Raw genomic sequence first — 15,705 nt, 5'->3', positions numbered from 1 at the left:
GAGGCGATCCTGGCCCCGGGTCGTCGGCGACGGAAGGTCCGGGGCGACGACGGCGGCAGGGCCGGCCGCTCAGGGCGTGGCCGGCTCCTCCGCGGCGGGCCTGCGGGCGCGGCTCGGCTGCACGCGGGGCGGCTCGCCCGGCATCTTGGGGTACTCCGGCGGGTACGGCAGGTCGCCGGCGCCGTCGTCGCGGGCCTGGCGGTCGGCCAGCTCGAGCAGGGAGTCGAGGCGGAAGCGGCCCGGCACCCCGGCGGCCAGCGGCGCGAACAGGTCGCCGACCTCGTCGAACCGCGCCGGCACGGTCGTGACGTCGACGTCGTCGGGCGTCACGTCCGCGACCTCGTCCCAGCGCAGCGGCGTCGACACCGTCGCGCGGGGGTTGGCGCGGATGGAGTAGGCGGACGCGATGGTGCGGTCGCGCGCCATCTGGTTGTAGTCGACGAAGATGCGCTGCCCGCGCTCCTCCTTCCACCACTTCATCGTCACCGCGTCGGGCAGGCGGCGCTCCAGCTCGCGGCCGAGCGCGATCGTCGCCCGCCGCGCCTCGACGAAGGTCCACGCGGGCTCGATCGGCACGAAGACGTGCAGGCCCCGCCCGCCAGAGGTCTTGGGCCAGCCCTCGAGGCCGTGCTCGGCCAGCAGCTCGCGCAGGTGCGGGGCCACGCGCGCGGCGTCGGCGAAGTCCGTGCCGGGCTGGGGGTCGAGGTCGATGCGGAGCTGGTCGGGGCGGTCGACGTCGGCGCGCGTGACGGGCCAGGGGTGGAAGGTGAGCGTGCCGAGGTTGGCGGCCCACGCCACGACGGCGAGCTCCGTGGGAGCGACCTCGTCGGCCGTGCGCCCGGACGGGAAGGTGATGTGCGCGGTCTCGACGTAGGGCGGCGCACCCTGCGGCAGCCGCTTCTGGTAGAACGCGTCGCCGCTGCTGTCGGAGCGCGTGCTGAGCCGGGCGCCCTCGAACACCCCCTTCGGCCAGCGCTCGAGCGTCGTCGGCCGCTCGACGAGGGCGCCGAGGACGCCGTCGCCGACCGCGACGAGGTACTGGACGACGTCGAGCTTCGTCAGGCCCCGCTGCGGGAAGACGACCCGTTCGGCGCTGGTGACGCGGACGGTCCGCCCGCGCACGTCGAGCTCCACGGCCGGTGCCTTCGTCGCCATGGGCGCCACCGTCCCACGACGGGGGCCGCCCGACCAGGGGTGGGGCCGGCGGCGCGTGCCCCGGGGGCAGGTCGGGGCGGGTCGGGGGACAGGTCCGGGGACAGGTCCGGGCGGAGCCGGGGTGAGGTCAGGGGCCCTCCCCATGTCGCCGGCGGGCCGGGCGCGGCACAGTGGGACGTGGTGCCGGCACGCGGCCGGGACCGGTGGTGGTGGCACGCGACGCGCGGGCCGCCACGGGAGGAGAGGCACGACATGGGATTCCAGGACCCGCTCGGACGGCAGGGGCTCATCCGGCCGTTCCGGGGACGGCTGCTCGCCGGGGTGTGCGCCGGGCTCGCGCTGCGGTTCGGGCTCAGCCCGGTCCTCATGCGGGTGATCTTCGTCGCCACGCTGTTCCTCATCCCCGGCAGCCAGATCCTCGTGTACCCGCTGCTGTGGGTGCTCATGCCCGCCGAGTCCGCGGTGTGGCGGCCCGCGCCGCGGCCCTACCGCCGCTGAGGGCACCGGTCGGGGACGCCCTGCCCGCCGGGCGCCCCGGCCGACCATCCGGCACCCTGTCGGTGTGGGAGACGTCAGGGACCTCCGGAGCGCCGCCAGCCTCCGCCGAGCGCGCGGGCCGGCCGCGGTCGACGCGGTGGTCCTGCCACCCGCGACGTCGACGCCCCGCCGTGCCCGCCACTGGGTGATGAACCGGGTCGCGGCCGCGGGCATCGGCGGCTGCACCAACCAGTACGCCGAGCTGCTCACCGGTGAGGTGGTGGCAAACGCCGTGGTGCACGGCCCGGCGACGGGCGAGGTGCGGATCGAGCTCAGCATGGACGCGGCTGTCGTGTGGGTCTCCGTCAGCGACGACGGCCACGGCCATCCCCGGCCCCGCCACCCGGAGCCGACCGCCCTGTCCGGGCGCGGCCTGGCGATCGTCGAGGCGCTGTCGAGCGCCTGGGGCACGCACACCTCGCCCACGGGCGGCACCACGGTGTGGTTCGAGCTCGAGGTCGACGCGGACTGAGGTCCGCGCTCCCCGGCGTCGTCAGGCGGTGCCCTCCAGGTCCGCCCACGCGGCGCGCAACCGGGACCGCGCGCGGCTGAGCGCGGCGTCCGCACCCCCCGTGGAGACGCCGAGGACCGCGCCGAGCGAGGCGCCCGTCAGGCCCTCCCAGGCGTGCAGCAGCAGCACCTCGCGGTCCCGCGGGGAGAGCCCGGACAGGGCGCGGCGGACGGCGTCGTCCTGCACGGCGCGCCACGCGGGGTCGTCGTCGTCGGGCCGCTCCGGGACGTCGGCCACGGGCAGCGGCACGACCTTGCGGCGGTGGTTGGCGAGCACGAAGCTCGCCGTCCGGTACAGCCACGGCAGCTCGGCGCCCGCGGCGCCCGCGGGCACGTCCGCGCGGCGGCGCCAGGCGACCGTCAGCACCTCGGCGGTGAGGTCCTCCGCGTCGCCGGCGCCGGCCCGGCGCACGAGGTAGCGGTGCACGTCGCGCAGGTGGGCGCGGACGAGGTCCTCGTACCAGGCGGCGTCGTGCTGCGGCGCCCGGTCGGGGGCGTCGGGCGCTGCGGGTGCGGGGCGGTCGTGTGCCACACCTGCACTGTGTCGCGGCGGGGTCGTTCCTTGCAGGCGCACGGGACGACGCGGTGCAGGTCGTGGCCGGACCGTGATGCGGCGGTGACCGGGCCCGAGGGTCGCTCCGCCGCCGACCCCTGCAAGGGACGGCCGCCTGCGGACACAGAGGGGGTGGAGCCGGCGACGACCGGGACGGATCGCAGGGACCCCGGCAGGGGAGCGGAGGCGGAACGTGGACAGGGACCGCGGGCACGACGAGGGGCCGCACGACGAGGGCCTGCACGACGAGGGCCTGCACGACGAGGGTGTGCACGACGAGGGGGCGCTGGATCGGCTGCGCGCCGGCGACCCGGCGCGCGGGGTGGCGGTGCCGGAGGCGCGGATCCGCGCGGACGTGAGCCGGCGCACGGGGGTGCCGCTGGCCGGTGCCGACGGCGCCGACCTCGAGGGGGACACCCTGGACGGTGCTGGCGACGGTGCCGGAGACGGTGCCGTCGGTGGTGCCCGGGAGCCCGGGGCGCAGGTCGTGCCGCTGGCCCCGCGACGTCGTCGTCGCACGGCGTGGACCGCGGCGGCGGCCGTCGCGGGCGCCCTCGTCGTCGGGGGCGGCGGGTACGGCATCGGGGTCGCGGCGTCCGGCGGCGACGCGGGGACGTCGACCGTGACGGCGCTGCCCGCGCTCTCGCTGTCCGGTGGGGCGGGCGGGGCGTCGGCCGCCGTCGGCACCCAGGCGGAGGCCGCCGCACCGCGCGTCGCGGGGGACACGGCCGCGGGCGCCTCGTCCATCGGCCTCTGGGGTGGCGGCCGGACCGTCTTCACCGGTACGGGGCTTGGCGACGAGCGGTCGTCGGCGCGGGCGTGGGCCCTCGACGCGTCCGCCGTCATCGACGCCGGGACGGCGCGGCGCGTCGCCGCCGCGCTCGGCGTGACGGGGGAGCCCGTCGCGCAGTGGGGCTCGTGGGTCGTCGGCAGCACGGACGGGAGCGGCCCCTCGGTGATGCTGGGCACGGGCGGGCAGGTGTCGTACTGGACGCCGACGACCACGGTCTGCGAGCCGGTCGGTGCGGTGGTGGAGCCGCAGCCCGCACCGCTCGACGAGGCGGGACCGGGGGCGGGGTCGTCGGGCACGGGGACGTCGGGGGCGGGGTCGTCGGGGGCGGGGTCGTCGGGCGCGGTGGAGGGCTCGGCGGGCGGGGCCGGGGGGCCGGGTGCCTGCACGGTCCCGCCCACGCAGGACGCCGTGGACCGCCTCACGCAGGTCGCCCGCGACCTCGGGACGGACCTGTCGGGCTGGGCCGTCGGCACCACGAGCGACGGCGTCGGCGTGAGCGCGACGGCGTCGCGCGTCGTCGACGGGCGCGCCGCGGGCGACGCCTGGACGGCGTACGTCACCGCCGACGGCCTCGTGTCGTTCTCGGCGAACCTCGCCTCGCTCGTCGACCTCGGCACCTACGAGGTGGTCAGCGCGCAGGAGGCCGTCGACCGGCTGAACGACCCGCGCTTCGGCGCGAGCGGCGGGGTCGTCGCGCTCGCGGACACGGCCGGGACCACGGCGGCCGAGCCGGCCCCGCGTGCCGCCGGCGACGCCGCGACGAGCGAGCTCGCCCTGCCGGCGCCGGACCCGGGCGCCACGCCGACGGCGGTCCCGGTCCCGGCCCCCGGCGAGCCGCTGCCGTGGCCCGTCACGACCGTGACCCTCGTGTCCGCGGAGCTCACGGTGGCGACGGCCTGGACGCCGGACGGCTCGTCCCTGCTGGTGCCCACCTGGGCGCTGACGGCGGAGGACGGGACCGTGTGGACCGTGGTCGCGGTCGTCGACGAGGGCCTGGACCTCACGGCACCCTGAGCCGGCAGGCCCGTCCGGGCGGACCGCTGCGCCGGTAGCCTGACGGTCCGACCCGACGCCGGCCCGGGCCCGCGACCTCGCGTCGCGCCCGGGTCGGCGCCACGCCCCCGAAGGACAGGACCGCATGGCGACGACGCCCGGCCGGCTGCTGCTGCTCGACACGGCCTCGCTGTACTTCCGCGCGTTCTACGGCGTGCCTGAGTCCGTCAAGGCACCCGACGGCACGCCGGTCAACGCGGTGCGCGGGCTGCTCGACATCGTCGCGCGCCTCGTCCTCGACCGGCGGCCGGCCCGGCTCGTGGCCTGCTGGGACGACGACTGGCGGCCGGCCTTCCGGGTGGCGGCGATCCCGTCCTACAAGGCGCACCGGCTGGCGGCACCGGGGAGCGCGCCGGGCGGCGGCCCCGGCGGGGACGTGGAGGAGGTGCCGGCGGGCATCGTGCCGCAGGTGCCCGTCATCGCCGAGGTGCTCGAGGCGCTCGGCATCGCGCGGCTGGGGGCGCCGGGGTACGAGGCCGACGACGTCATCGGCACCCTCGTCGCCCGCGAGACCGCCCGGTCGGCCGCCGCCCGCGGGCCCGTCGACGTCGTCACGGGCGACCGGGACCTGTTCCAGCTCGTCGACGACGCCGTCCCCGTCCGCGTGCTCTACACGCAGCGGGGCATCAAGGACCTCGAGGTCGTCGACGAGGAGCGGCTCGCCGAGCGGTACGCCGTGCGTCCCGGCTCGGCCTACGCCGACCTCGCCGTGCTGCGCGGGGACCCCAGCGACGGGCTGCCGGGCGTGCCCGGCATCGGCGAGAAGACGGCGGCGACGCTGGTCCGGCGCTACGGCGACCTCGCGGGCGTGCTGGCCGCGCGGGACCGCGCGGACCCGGGCCTGACGGCCACCCAGCGCCGGCGGCTGCTCGACGCGGCGGACTACCTCGCCGTCGCCCCGACCGTGGTGCGCGTCGCCGCCGACGCCCCCGTCGCCGCCGCGGACGACGCGCTGCCCTCCACGCCCGCGGACCCGGAGCGGCTCGTGGAGCTCGCGCAGCGCTGGGGCCTGACGTCCGCGGTCCGGCGGGTCGTCGACGCCCTCAGCGAGGTCGGCGCCGCGACGGCCGCGGGCCGCTGACGCCGCCGAGGACGAGGGCCGCGTCCGCGAGGTCGACCGCCCGCTCCGTGAACCACCCGCTGCCCGGCTCCTGCCACCCGCGGCGCACCGTGCCCTCCAGGGCGACGACGAGCGTGCCGGCGGGATCGGTGAGCACGAGGGGACCCGGGACCGGCCCGTGCGGCTGCGGCACGAGCCGCCCGTGCCGCAGCGGCACACCGCCGCGCGCGACCAGCCGCAGCACGAGGTCGCCCAGGGCCGTGGTGAACGCCTCGACGAGGGGCTCGGGGTCCGCCGGCGGGCTCTGCGCGGACCAGGCGCGGCGGACGGCGTCGTAGAGCCGCCCGGCGGCGGCGGGGTCGTCGGCGCCGTCCGCGAGGTCTGCGACGACGGCGCGGTGGGCGACGAGGGCGCGCTCGTCGTCCCGGTCCAGCAGCGCCACGCGCTCGTCGGCGCCGATCCGCCGCACGTCCGGCACGGGCGGGGACGGACGACGGCGGGACGCGGGCATGGCCCCCTGTCGACCGGGACCCCGGGGTCGCTGAGCGCAGGGGCGCGGACGCACCCGGTCGGCGGCCCGCACCCCCGGCGGCTCCCTCCGCCGGGGACGACGAGGGCCGCCGGACGGGTGACGTCCGACGGCCCTCGCGTCGTGCTGGTGGTGCGGCCCTGCGGGTCCTGCTGGTGGTGCGGGTCGGTCAGCCGCGCGAGGCGCCGGCCGTGGCCGGCCGCACGACGACCGTGACGGTGTCCGTCGTGGCGGCCACGTCGGCCGTGCCGGCGTTGGCCACCTCCAGGACGTGCGTGCCCACGGGCAGGTCCGCCGGCAGGGTGACCGTCGCCGTGCCGCGGCGGCCGTCGACGGCCAGCGCGGCCGTGCCGAGCACCGTGTCACCGAGCGAGACGGTGACGTCACCGGCCGGCGCGGCGTACCGGCCGACGAGGACCACCTTCACCTGGGGCGCGGTGCCCGTGGTGACCGTCCGGCGGACGGTCGACGCCGACAGCGTCGCCGGGGACTTCGCGAGCGTCAGCGACGCCGTCCCGCTGGAGGCCCCGAACGCCGCGGTGTCGGGCGCGAAGGACGCCGTGAGCGCGTGGTCGCCGGCCCCGAGGGTGACGGTCAGCTTCGCCACGCCGCCGCCGCCGACCTCGGCGGTGCCGAGCACGGTGGCCCCGTCGCTGAACGTGACGGTGCCCGTCGCGCCGCTGCCGGGCGACGTCTTCGCGACGAGCTGGACGTCCTGGCCGGCGTACTGCTTCGGCGAGGCGGTCAGCGTCGTCGTCGTGGCGGTGGCGGCCGGGGCCGTCAGGGACACGACCTGCGCCCGGGAGACCGGGTCGGCGTTCAGGTGCTGGAGCACCAGGAGGTCGGCGGAGGTGACGTCCGCGCGACGGTGCACCGGGAGCTCGGCGCCCTCGAAGCCCTGGCTGGCCAGGATCCCGGGGAGGCCGATGTTCGACTCGAACCACACCGGCGGGTCGTACGGGTCGACCGTGAAGGGCTCCGTGACGTCCTGCAGGCCCGTCGGCTCGTCGACGTCGTAGGTGTACGACTCCACGCGGACGGACGGGGTCTGGCCGGGCTCGATGCCGGCCGCCGCCAGGTTGATCGGCAGGACCAGCACGCTGTTGTCGAACTGGCCGCTCTCGACGTCACCCGGCAGCCCGTTGAGGAACTCGAGCCCGACGTTCTCGCCCGTGGCGAGGTCGTCGGTGGCGACCACGGTCACGTCCGTCTCGGTGAACTTCGTGACGTAGGTGACGAGGTCGTCCGTGCCGTCCTGGTCCACGTCGAGGTAGGCCTCGACGTCGCCCTGGTACAGGCCGATCGTCGACCACTCGCCGTCGACGGCCACGCCGATGCCGAGGTACGCGTCCTCGGGGTCGCCGCCGGCCGCCGCGACCGCGGGGGCGTCGGACGCCCACCCGACGTAGCGGATGTCCGCCGCCGCGCGCGTGCTCGGCGACTGCGCGTCGTCCGGGTCGTCCTCGAGCTTGGGGCTCGTCGCCCCGAGCACGAGCGGCGTGGTGAGGGAGAACCAGCCGCCGTCGGCGACGCCCCGGCCCGTCAGCGGCAGGGTGCCGACCGTGTCCGCGGCGTCCTCGATGACGACGTCGCCGGCGGTGAGGTCGGAGACGAGGCGCGGGGCGGCCTGGACCGGCACCCGCAGCTCCCTGTCGCCCGACGTGAGGACGAGGCGCCCGGAGACGGTGGAGACGAACTCGCGGGGAAGGCCCGCCTGCTCGACGGCCATCGTCGGGTCGATCTCGCGCTCCAGCGTGGCGGGGTCGGCCGTGAACGTCAGCGTGACCACGCCGGTGCCACCGGCCGGGACCGTGAGGCGGGCGGGCGTCGCCGTGATGGTGGCGCCGCCGCTCGTCGTCGCGGAGCTGACGGAGGTCGCGTACGAGACGGCGCTCGTGCCGGTGTTCTCCACCGTCACCGTGCGCTGCTGCGTGACGACGTCCGCGCCCACGTCGACCACGCCGAAGGACACCGAGGTGACGTCACGCTCGGACGAGCCGTAGGCCAGCACGGAGTTCTGCACGGCGTCGAGGCCGTCGACGCGGCCGGAGCCGACGCGCTGCGGGCCGTAGACCTCGCCCTGCTGGTCGAGCTGCGTGTAGAGGTCGTGCGTCGCGGTGTTCACGATGGTCGCCTTGACCTGGTACGGCTGCCAGCCCGGGTGCGCCTGGCGGACGAGCGCGGCGATACCCGCCACGTGAGGGGACGCCATGGACGTGCCCGACTTGTTCGAGGCCGCCGTACCGGCGCCGGAGGCGGCGGACAGGATGCTCGAGCCCGGCGCGGCCACGTCCGGCTTCACGAAGCCGAGCGAGCCGTGCACGCCGCGGGAGGAGCCGGCGTTGAGCAGGTCGCCCTGGCCGATGTCGGCCTGCAGGCTCGCGTTCTGCTCCGGGCCGATGCGCACGACGAGCGTGCCGGCCTCGATCTCGGGCAGCAGCGCGTCGGTGACCGGCGCCGTCATCTGGAACATGGGGATGGCCGCGACGCCGGAGATGCCGGCGACGAACACCGGGACCTCGGTCGGGATGAGCACGCCGGCCGCGCCGGCGGCTGCGGCGTTGCCCGCGCGGGCGGCGGAGCCGCACTCGCGCGTGGCGTCGTCGTCGTCCCACCACTGGTAGACGATCGTGCCGGCGACGGCCTCCGCCTGCTCCGGCGTGTAGGGCTCGCAGCCGCTCACGTCGGCACCGAGGAACGACACGGGGGCCGTGACGTCCGCGCCGGTGTAGGCGATCGAGTTCTGCCCGGGGTGCTGCCCGACCAGGGACTCGTCCGACGCCTCGACGACGGTCATGGCGTCGAAGGTCTGCGGCGAGGCCACGGAGTTGGCCACGGCGATGCCGGCGGGCGCGTTGCCCGGCGTGCCCGCCGCGTCCTCGGTGTCGCCCGCGTTGCCGGCCGCGAAGACCGCGACGGTGCCGAGGTCCGTCAGGGTCTGGACGATCTCGTTCTCGACGTCGTCGAGGGGGCTGTAGTCCGAGCCGAGCGACAGGTTGATGACGTCGAGGCGGTCGTTGTAGTCGCCGTCGCCGTTCGGGTCCGCCGCCACGTCGTAGGCCAGCGCGGTGAGGTCGGTGGAGCCCCCCGTGTCGCCGAAGACCTTGATGGCGTAGATGCCGGCCTCGGGGGCCGTGCCCGGACCGACCCGCCAGTCCGCGACGGTCTCGGCGTCGAGGGTGCCGTAGTCGCCGTCGAACGTCGTGCCGTCGGGGAGGACCCCGTAGCCGGCGGCCGTGCCGGCCACGTGCGTGCCGTGACCGCTGCCGACCTCGGTGGGCGAGTCGATGGGGTTCTCGTCGGGGGCGGGGACGGGCTGGTAGGCGTCGCTCGTCGGGTCGGCGTTGTAGTCGTACCCGGCCAGGTCGACGCCGCCGAGGTACTTGGCGCCGTCGAACGTGCCCTCGGGGACCGGCCCGGTGCCGTCCTCGCCGTAGGCGGTGGCGTACGCCTCCTCCGTGCCGGGCCCGCCGAAGTCGGCGTGCGTGTAGTCCAGGCCCGTGTCGATGACGCCGATGGTGACGTCCTCGCCCGTCTGCCCGGTCTGCTGCCAGGCGGCCAGGGTGTCGGTGAACGACACCGCGTTGGCGTTCGCCAGGTGCTTCGTGGCCAGGCGCCGCACGGACACGACGTCCGGGCTGCCCGCCAGGGCGCGGAGCGCCGCCGCGTCGCCGGTGACGATGGAGCCCGCGACGAGGTTGGTCAGCGTCGCCACCCGGGTGGGCGCCGCGGTGGCGCTGCGGGCGGTGGCGGCGGCACCCTCGGCCGGGACCACCGCGGCGGCGACCTGCTCGGTGCGGGCGGCGGCGGCGCGCACGTCGGCGGGCGTGCCGCCGGCCTCCGCGACGTCGACCCCGGACGGCTGGGCGTACTCGACGAGCGCCGTGACGGGCCCGGTGGCGCCGCGCAGGTCGGAGTCGAGCTTGGCGTCCGCCGGGAGGGCCGCGGCCAGGGCCTTGGCACGCTGGGCGGCGGCGACGAGTCCCGACGAGGGTCCGTCGGGAGGTGGGGCGGCGCCGGCGGCGCCCGAGGCGCCGAGCAGCGCCGTGGCGAGGGAGACGGACAGGGCGGTGACCGAGGCGATCACGGGGCGACGCGTCATGTGATGGGCATCCCTGCGGTTCAGGCGTGCGGGAGTGGGTGGGTCGCGTGCATTGCAGGTGGAGCGGGTGCTGCCGCACCGGTGACGCACGTCGGCGCCACAGGTGGTCGCACCGTACTGACCAGTCACCCGGTTCGTCACCCCTTCGGGCGAAACGGGGTGCACCGGGCGCGAGGGGTGCCCGGCCGCCGTGCCCCTGCACCCGCCGTGGGCGGGTGCGGGGGGCGGCCGCCGCTCCTAGCCTGACCGCGGCGCCGCACCGTGCGGCGTCGAGGAGGAGGAGCACCCGATGCCCACACGTACCGCTCGCACGGCCTGGAACGGCACCCTGCAGGAGGGCGGCGGTCAGGTCGAGCTGTCGAGCTCGAAGGTCGGCACCTACGACGTCTCGTTCCCGAAGCGCGCGGCCGACGAGGCCGGCGGCACCACCAGCCCCGAGGAGCTCATCGCGGCCGCGCACTCCTCGTGCTACGCCATGCAGCTCTCCGCGCTCATCGCCGAGGCCGGCGGCACGCCCGTCGCGCTCGAGGTCACGGCCGAGGTCGAGCTGGGCCCGGACCCCGCCGGCGGCTTCCGCATCCCGTCGATCGTCCTCACGGTGAAGGGCGAGGTGGAGGGGCTCGACGAGGCCGGGTTCCAGCAGGCCGCGGACGCGGCGAAGGCCACCTGCCCCGTGAGCAAGGCGCTGACCGGCACGGAGATCACGCTGCACGCGTCGCTCGAGTCCTGACAGGGGGGTGACGGGCGCCGGCCGGCGTCCCGTCGCCGGGCGTCCTCGCCCGGCGCCCTGTGGCCCGGCGTCCGCCGCCCGCCTGTGGCCGGGGGGCGGACGCCGGGGACCCGTGTCGGTGCCGGGTGCGAGACTGCCGCCCGTGACGTCCAGCACGACGACCCGACCCCCCGGCCCGGCCGCCGGCGGGGACGACAGGACCGCGGACCTCGCACGGGCGGACCTCGTGCGCCGGCTGCGTGCCGCGGTCCGCGGGTCGGTCGACGACTCCTCCCGCCGCCGTGCGGAGTACTCCACCGACGCGTCGAACTACCGCGTCGTCCCCCAGGTCGTCGTCGCCCCGCGGGACACGGACGACGTGCTCGCGGCGCTCGAGGTGGCGCGGTCCACGGGCACGCCGCTCACCGCGCGCGGCGGCGGCACGTCCGTGGCCGGCAACAGCGTCGGCACGGGCGTCGTCCTCGACCTGTCGGTGCACCTGGACCGCATCCTCGAGGTCGACCCGGAGGCGGCGACGGCGCGCGTGGAGCCGGGCGTCGTCATGTCGTCCCTGCAGGCCGCGGCGGCGCCGCACGGCCTGCGGTTCGGCCCGGACCCCTCGACCATGAACCGCGCGACCCTCGGCGGGATGATCGGCAACAACGCCTGCGGTCCGCACGCCGTGGCCTACGGCCGGACCGCGGACAACGTCCTCTCGCTCGACGTCGTCGACGGGACGGGCCGCCGGTTCGAGGCCGGTGCCGGCGCGGGCGCCCTCGACGCCGTGCCGGGGCTCGACGCCCTGGTCCGGGGCAACCTCGACCTGCTGCGCACGGAGCTCGGGCGGTTCGGGCGGCAGGTGTCGGGCTACTCCCTCGAGCACCTCCTGCCCGAGCGGGGGACGGACCTGGCCAAGGCGCTCGTCGGGACCGAGGGCACGTTGACCACCACGCTGGCGGCGACGGTCCGGCTCGTGCCGGTGGCCGCCGCGCCGGTCCTCGTCGTGCTGGGGTACCCCGACATGCCGAGCGCCGCGGACGCCGTCCCCGCCCTGCTGGCGCACGCGCCGCTGGCGGTGGAGGGGATGGACGCGCGCCTGGTCGACGTGGTGCGCCGCGTGAAGGGGGCGGCCGCCGTGCCGCCGCTGCCGCCCGGGGGCGGCTGGCTCATGGTCGAGGTGGGCGGCGCGTCCGTCGAGGAGGCGCTGGCCCGCGGCCGGGCGCTGGCCGCCGACGCGGGGACCTCGTCGGTCGGCGTCTTCCCGCCGGGACCGGAGGCGTCGGCGCTGTGGCGCATCCGTGCCGACGGCGCCGGGCTCGGCGGGCGGACGCCGTCAGGGGCGCAGGCGTGGCCCGGGTTCGAGGACTCGGCCGTCCCGCCGGAGCGCCTCGGCGCCTACCTGCGCGAGCTCGAGGCGCTCATGGCCGCGCACGGCGTGGACGGGCTGGCCTACGGCCACTTCGGCGACGGCTGCGTCCACCTGCGCATCGACGTGCCGATGGCGCGCTCCGGGGACCCGCTGCGGGCGTTCATGACGGACGCGGCGCACCTCGTCGCCGCCCACGGTGGTTCCCTGTCGGGCGAGCACGGCGACGGGCGCGCGCGCTCGGAGCTGCTGCCCGTCATGTACTCCGAGCGCGCGGTGGCGCTGTTCGGCGCCGTGAAGGACCTGTTCGACCCGCGGGACCTGCTCAACCCCGGTGTCCTCGTGCGGCCGCGGCCGCTCGACGCGGACCTGCGACGGCCCGCCGCGCGCCCGCTGCCGATGGCGTCGGGCTTCGCCTTCCCGCACGACGGCGGCGACCTCACGACGGCCGTGCACCGGTGCGTCGGGGTGGGCAAGTGCCGGGCCGACACCTCCGCGTCCGGCGGGTTCATGTGCCCGTCCTACCTGGCGACGAAGGACGAGAAGGACGTCACCCGGGGCCGGGCCCGCGTCCTGCAGGAGATGGCCAACGGCACCCTCGTCTCCCGCGGCTGGTCCTCGCCGGAGGTGCACGAGTCGCTCGACCTGTGCCTGAGCTGCAAGGCCTGCTCCTCGGACTGCCCGGCGGGCGTCGACATGGCGCAGTACAAGTCCGAGGTGCTGCACCGCACGTACCGGGGGCGGCTGCGGCCGGTCGACCACTACGCGCTGGGCTGGCTCCCGCGCTGGGCGCGGCTCGTCACGGGCGTGCCGGGCCTGGCACGGGCCGCCAACGCCGTGCTCGGCGTGCGGCCGGTGGCGAGGGCGGTGCTGCGCGCCGGGGGGATGGACCCGCGCCGGCAGATGGTCCGCTTCGCGCCACGGCCGTTCCGGCGTGCCGTGCGGTCGGGCGCGGTGGACGTCCGTCGTGCCGCGGCGCCGCCGCCGGCGGACGCCGGTGACGGCGGTGACGGCGGTGGCCGGCCGCCGGTCGTGCTGTGGACGGACTCCTTCTCCGACGCGCTCGCGCCGGAGGTGGCGCACGCCGCCGTGGCGGTGCTGCGGGACGCGGGCTACCAGGTGCTCGTCCCGGAGCACGACGCGTGCTGCGGCCTGACGTGGATCAGCACCGGCCAGCTCGACGGCGCCAAGCGGCAGCTCCGGCACCTCCTGGAGGTGCTCGGGCCGTTCGCGGTGAACGGCATCCCGATCGTCGGGCTCGAGCCCTCGTGCACCGCGGTCCTGCGCTCCGACCTGCGGGACCTGCTGCCCGACGACCCCCGGGCCATCGCCGTCGCACGCGCGACCCACACCCTGGCGGAGCTGCTGACCGCGCCGGCGCCCGTCGGGCCGGGCGACCGGTGGTCGGTGCCGGACCTGTCGGACGTGACGGCGGTCGTCCAGCCGCACTGCCACCACCACTCGGTCATGACGTGGACGGCCGACCGGTCGCTGCTCACGGCGGCCGGCGCGCGGATCGACGTCATGGCCGGGTGCTGCGGGCTGGCCGGGAACTTCGGCATGCAGCGCGGCCACTACGAGGTCTCCGTCGCGGTCGGCGAGCACATGCTGCTGCCGGCGCTGCGGGACCGGGCGCCCGGGGACCTGTACCTGGCCGACGGCTTCTCCTGCCGCACGCAGGGCGAGCAGCTCGCGGGGGCGCAGGGCCTGCACCTCGCGCAGCTCCTCGCGGCGCGGCTGACCGCCTCGACGACCGGCGCTACCACCGACGCACCGGCCGGCGCATCGACCCACGCACCGACCCCGGGCGCCGCGGCGCCCACCCTCTGAGAGGCTGGTGGACATGCTCGTCGCCTTCTCCGTCGCGCCGCTGGGTGCCGGCGAGTCCGTGTCGGAGGCCGTCGCCGACGCCCTGCGCGTCGTCCGGTCGTCCGGGCTGCCGCACCGCACCGACGCGATGTTCACGACCCTCGAGGGGGAGTGGGACGAGGTGATGGACGTCGTCCGGCGCGCGACCGAGGCGGTGGGCCGGCACGGGCACCGGGTCTCGCTCGTGCTCAAGGCGGACATCCGGCCCGGCTGGACCGGGGAGCTGGACGCGAAGGTCGAGCGGGTCGAGGCGCTCCTGCGCGGGGGCGACGAGCCCGACGACGAGCCCGGCGACGAGCCCGGCGCCGTACCCGGGTCCGCGACCGGCGCAGCACCCGCGGCCGGCGCACCGGCCTGAGGCCCCGCGGGGCTGTGCGAGAGTAGGCAGGTCCGGGCAGGTCACGCCGCGGACGAGGCGAGGGGCACGGCGGGCGGACGCGCCCGGGAGGGGCTGGCGGGCATGCCGATCTTCGAGCTCGACGAGGGCGACGCGCGTCCCGTCCAGCCGATGCAGCCCGTCGCGGGGTCCTTCCTCGCCGAGTGCGCCACGCTGGTGGACCGCCGCCTGCCCGCGGTGCTGGGCGAGCCGGTGTTCGCGGTCCGGCGGGCCGCGCCGGGCGAGGACGCCCCGGAGCTGCTCGGCCTCGACGCGGCGGGCCGCCCGCTCGTCGTGGTCGTCGCGCAGGTGCTCGACGAGGCCGCCCTCGTCGGGGCGCTGCGCCACGCGGGCCGCACGGGCCGCCTGTCCGCCGCCGACCTGTCCCGGTCGTTCGACGGGGACCCGAGCCGCTTCTCCGCCGAGTACGCCCGGTTCCGGGAGCGGGTCCCCTACGTCGACCGCGCGTCGGGCGAGCGCGGCGTGCGCGTCGTGGTCCTCACCGCCGAGGTCACCGAGGGCGCCGCGGACAGCCTGCACTTCCTGCGCGGCTCCGGGCGGGACGTGCAGGTCCTCCAGGTCGGCGTCGTCCACGGCGGCGACGACCGGCGGCTCCTGGAGGTGGCGCCCCTCGCCGCCGACGAGCGCGGTCGCCGCCCCGTCGAGCCCGCCCGGCTCACGGGTGCCGTCCCGGTGACGGCGGAGCTCGGTACCGATCGAGGACCCGAGCCCGAGCGCGACGCCGAGCCCGCCCCCGAGTCCGCTCCCGAGCCCGACCCCGCGCTCGTCGCGCTGGCCCGCGGGCTGGGCGCCGACCAGGCGCTCGTGTGGGTGCGCGCGCGGCGGGGGCAACGGCACGAGGCGACGCTGCGCGTCGACGGGCTGGTCGTGCTCGCGGACGGGTCGGTGCACGCCGACCCCGGTCGCGCCGCGGCGGCCGCCGCCCGGACCGAGCACGTCCCCGACGGGCGGCACACGTGGCACCTCGGCGACGACGGCCCGTCCCTGGCGGACGCCCTCGCCGAGGCGGCGCAGCAGCGCCCGCACCGCCGGCACTGACCACCGCCGGCACCTATCCCCGCCGGCACCGTCC

General features: G+C 77.2%; 11 protein-coding genes and 1 pseudogene. 8 read left to right on the top strand and 4 right to left on the bottom strand.

Annotation, left to right across the window (positions count from 1 at the left end):
• Positions 1–69: 69 nt before the first annotated feature.
• On the bottom strand, positions 70–1,155 hold the full coding sequence (gene ligD, locus AC2TDM_RS15085; RefSeq protein WP_484635174.1) for a non-homologous end-joining DNA ligase: 1,086 nt from the start codon (positions 1,153–1,155) through the stop codon (positions 70–72).
• A gap of 252 nt (positions 1,156–1,407) precedes the next feature.
• Here ligD and AC2TDM_RS15080 point away from each other — a divergent pair, with 252 nt between their 5' ends.
• Both AC2TDM_RS15080 and AC2TDM_RS15075 read left to right on the top strand, forming a co-directional pair.
• The gene (locus AC2TDM_RS15080) at positions 1,408–1,653 is read left to right on the top strand and encodes a PspC domain-containing protein (RefSeq protein WP_090031104.1); all 246 of its coding nucleotides are present in this window, start codon (positions 1,408–1,410) and stop codon (positions 1,651–1,653) included.
• 136 nt (positions 1,654–1,789) lie between these two features.
• A complete protein-coding gene (locus AC2TDM_RS15075) occupies positions 1,790–2,164 on the top strand; it encodes an ATP-binding protein (RefSeq protein ID WP_484636479.1) in 375 nt (124 codons plus the stop codon).
• Between the two features lie 21 nt (positions 2,165–2,185).
• On the opposite strand, the gene AC2TDM_RS15070 is transcribed toward AC2TDM_RS15075, so the two are convergent.
• Positions 2,186–2,734, bottom strand: a complete 549-nt coding sequence (locus AC2TDM_RS15070; RefSeq protein WP_484635173.1) for an RNA polymerase sigma factor — start codon at positions 2,732–2,734, stop codon at positions 2,186–2,188.
• A 214-nt stretch (positions 2,735–2,948) separates the two neighbouring features.
• Between AC2TDM_RS15070 and AC2TDM_RS15065 the strand changes: the two genes are divergently transcribed.
• Together AC2TDM_RS15065 and AC2TDM_RS15060 are read left to right on the top strand one after the other, a co-directional pair.
• Complete coding sequence (locus tag AC2TDM_RS15065; protein ID WP_484635172.1) at positions 2,949–4,562, top strand: hypothetical protein; 1,614 nt, start codon at positions 2,949–2,951, stop codon at positions 4,560–4,562.
• Positions 4,563–4,686: 124 nt separating this feature from the next.
• Positions 4,687–5,682 carry a 5'-3' exonuclease gene (locus tag AC2TDM_RS15060; protein WP_484635171.1) on the top strand — a complete coding sequence of 332 codons (996 nt, stop codon included), beginning with the start codon at positions 4,687–4,689 and terminating at the stop codon, positions 5,680–5,682.
• Here AC2TDM_RS15060 and AC2TDM_RS15055 read toward each other — a convergent pair.
• Complete coding sequence (locus AC2TDM_RS15055) at positions 5,645–6,172, bottom strand: hypothetical protein (protein WP_484635170.1); 528 nt, start codon at positions 6,170–6,172, stop codon at positions 5,645–5,647. The genes AC2TDM_RS15060 and AC2TDM_RS15055 overlap by 38 nt on opposite strands.
• Before the next feature lie 187 nt (positions 6,173–6,359).
• A complete protein-coding gene (locus AC2TDM_RS15050; RefSeq protein WP_484635169.1) occupies positions 6,360–10,292 on the bottom strand; it encodes a S8 family serine peptidase in 3,933 nt (1,310 codons plus the stop codon).
• A 289-nt stretch (positions 10,293–10,581) separates the two neighbouring features.
• On the opposite strand from AC2TDM_RS15050, the gene AC2TDM_RS15045 reads away from it, so the two are divergent.
• From AC2TDM_RS15045 to AC2TDM_RS15030, 4 genes and pseudogenes are all read left to right on the top strand, one after another.
• Positions 10,582–11,022, top strand: a complete 441-nt coding sequence (locus AC2TDM_RS15045; protein ID WP_090031098.1) for an OsmC family peroxiredoxin — start codon at positions 10,582–10,584, stop codon at positions 11,020–11,022.
• A gap of 226 nt (positions 11,023–11,248) precedes the next feature.
• Positions 11,249–14,197: an FAD-binding and (Fe-S)-binding domain-containing protein gene (locus tag AC2TDM_RS15040; protein WP_484636478.1), complete on the top strand. Its 2,949-nt coding sequence runs from the start codon at positions 11,249–11,251 to the stop codon at positions 14,195–14,197.
• A gap of 13 nt (positions 14,198–14,210) precedes the next feature.
• Positions 14,211–14,498 (top strand): annotated as a pseudogene (locus AC2TDM_RS15035) (MTH1187 family thiamine-binding protein); the annotation flags it as partial.
• Between the two features lie 198 nt (positions 14,499–14,696).
• Entirely contained in the window at positions 14,697–15,671 is a 975-nt protein-coding gene (locus AC2TDM_RS15030) for a hypothetical protein (RefSeq protein WP_090031096.1), read from the top strand.
• The last annotated feature ends 34 nt before the right edge of the window (positions 15,672–15,705 follow it).

The organism is Cellulomonas sp. plas2, assembly GCF_057221735.1.
Note: the sequence above shows the minus strand (reverse complement) of the source record. Positions and strands in the feature narration are given on the sequence as shown.

Coding starts and splice junctions, on each gene's coding strand:
- ligD (WP_484635174.1), bottom strand. CDS start 1,155: ATGGCGACGAAGGCACCGGCCGTGGAGCTCGACGTGCGCGGGCGGACC.
- AC2TDM_RS15080 (WP_090031104.1), top strand. CDS start 1,408: ATGGGATTCCAGGACCCGCTCGGACGGCAGGGGCTCATCCGGCCGTTC.
- AC2TDM_RS15060 (WP_484635171.1), top strand. CDS start 4,687: ATGGCGACGACGCCCGGCCGGCTGCTGCTGCTCGACACGGCCTCGCTG.
- AC2TDM_RS15055 (WP_484635170.1), bottom strand. CDS start 6,172: ATGCCCGCGTCCCGCCGTCGTCCGTCCCCGCCCGTGCCGGACGTGCGG.
- AC2TDM_RS15050 (WP_484635169.1), bottom strand. CDS start 10,292: ATGACGCGTCGCCCCGTGATCGCCTCGGTCACCGCCCTGTCCGTCTCC.
- AC2TDM_RS15045 (WP_090031098.1), top strand. CDS start 10,582: ATGCCCACACGTACCGCTCGCACGGCCTGGAACGGCACCCTGCAGGAG.
- AC2TDM_RS15030 (WP_090031096.1), top strand. CDS start 14,697: ATGCCGATCTTCGAGCTCGACGAGGGCGACGCGCGTCCCGTCCAGCCG.